This window comes from Actinomadura rubrisoli (assembly GCF_004349215.1).
Taxonomy (GTDB): domain Bacteria; phylum Actinomycetota; class Actinomycetes; order Streptosporangiales; family Streptosporangiaceae; genus Spirillospora; species Spirillospora rubrisoli.
The window spans coordinates 1-1,011 of sequence record NZ_SMKU01000736.1 but is presented as its reverse complement, the minus strand read 5'-3'; the positions used below and the strand labels follow the sequence as shown (position 1 = coordinate 1,011).

The following is a 1,011-nucleotide window of genomic DNA, read 5'->3' as shown; positions in this document are numbered from 1 at the left end:
CTAGATGATTGATTCCAAGGGGTCGGCTGCGGACATAGGACGAGGGTGTCCAAGATCGTTGTGTGACGAACAACCTGGACACCCTCGCGACCGCACTCTATGTGAAGATCGACGACTGGCTGAAGATGTTCCCGGAGCCGGCGCCGTGGCGTCCCCGGGTGGGGATCTCTCCCACGCTCGGTGACGCCGAGTTGGTGACGCTGGCGGTGATGTCGGCGCTGCTGGGATTCACCTCCGAGCGGCGGTGGCTGCGTTATGCGCGCAGCGAGCTGTCTGGGATGTTTCCGTATCTGCCGGGTCAGCCGGGTTACAACAAGCGGCTGCGGGCCGGTGCGGGCCTGGTCGTGCACATGATCCAGGTGCTGGGGCGGGACACCTCGCTGTGGAGTGATGATGTGTGGGTGGTCGATTCGACACCGGTGGAGTGCGGCCGGTCCCGGGAGACGGCGCGGCGTTCACAGCTGGCCGGCTGGGCCGAATACGGCTACTGCGCCTCACATTCCCGGTTCTTTTGGGGACTGCGGCTGCACCTGCTGTGCACGTTGGGCGGCTTGCCGGTCGCGTTCGCGCTGACCGGGGCCAAGGCCGACGAGCGCACCACCCTGCTGGACATGCTGGACGCCGATCCCGACCTGGCCGCCCGCCACCCCGGGCAGACCATCATCGGCGACCGCCACTACTACGGCCGGGCATTCGAGCAGGCCCTCACCGAGGGTGACCTGCGGTTGCTGCGACCGGCCCGCAAAGGCGAACCGCCGCGGGCCACAACACCGCTGTTCAAGCCGCTGCGGCAGACCATCGAATCGATCAACCAGACCTTCAAGGGCCAACTGGACCTGGAACGACACGGCGCCCGGACCGACACCGGCGTCATCGTCCGGGTCCTCACACCGATCCTGGCCCTCACCGCCGCGATCTGGCACAACGACAAGACCGACCAGCCGATCGCCCGCTCCCTGACCGCCTACGACCACTGAACGCAACAGCAGCCCTTGGAATCAATCATCTAGC

The 1,011-nt window shown here is 66.3% G+C and carries 1 protein-coding gene; it reads left to right on the top strand.

Annotated features, from left to right (window positions below; translation table 11 throughout):
* The first annotated feature begins 62 nt into the window (after window positions 1–62).
* Window positions 63–977 (top strand): IS982 family transposase, encoded by a 915-nt coding sequence (locus E1298_RS47195; protein ID WP_131903861.1) that lies wholly within the window; start codon window positions 63–65, stop codon window positions 975–977.
* Window positions 978–1,011 lie beyond the last annotated feature (34 nt).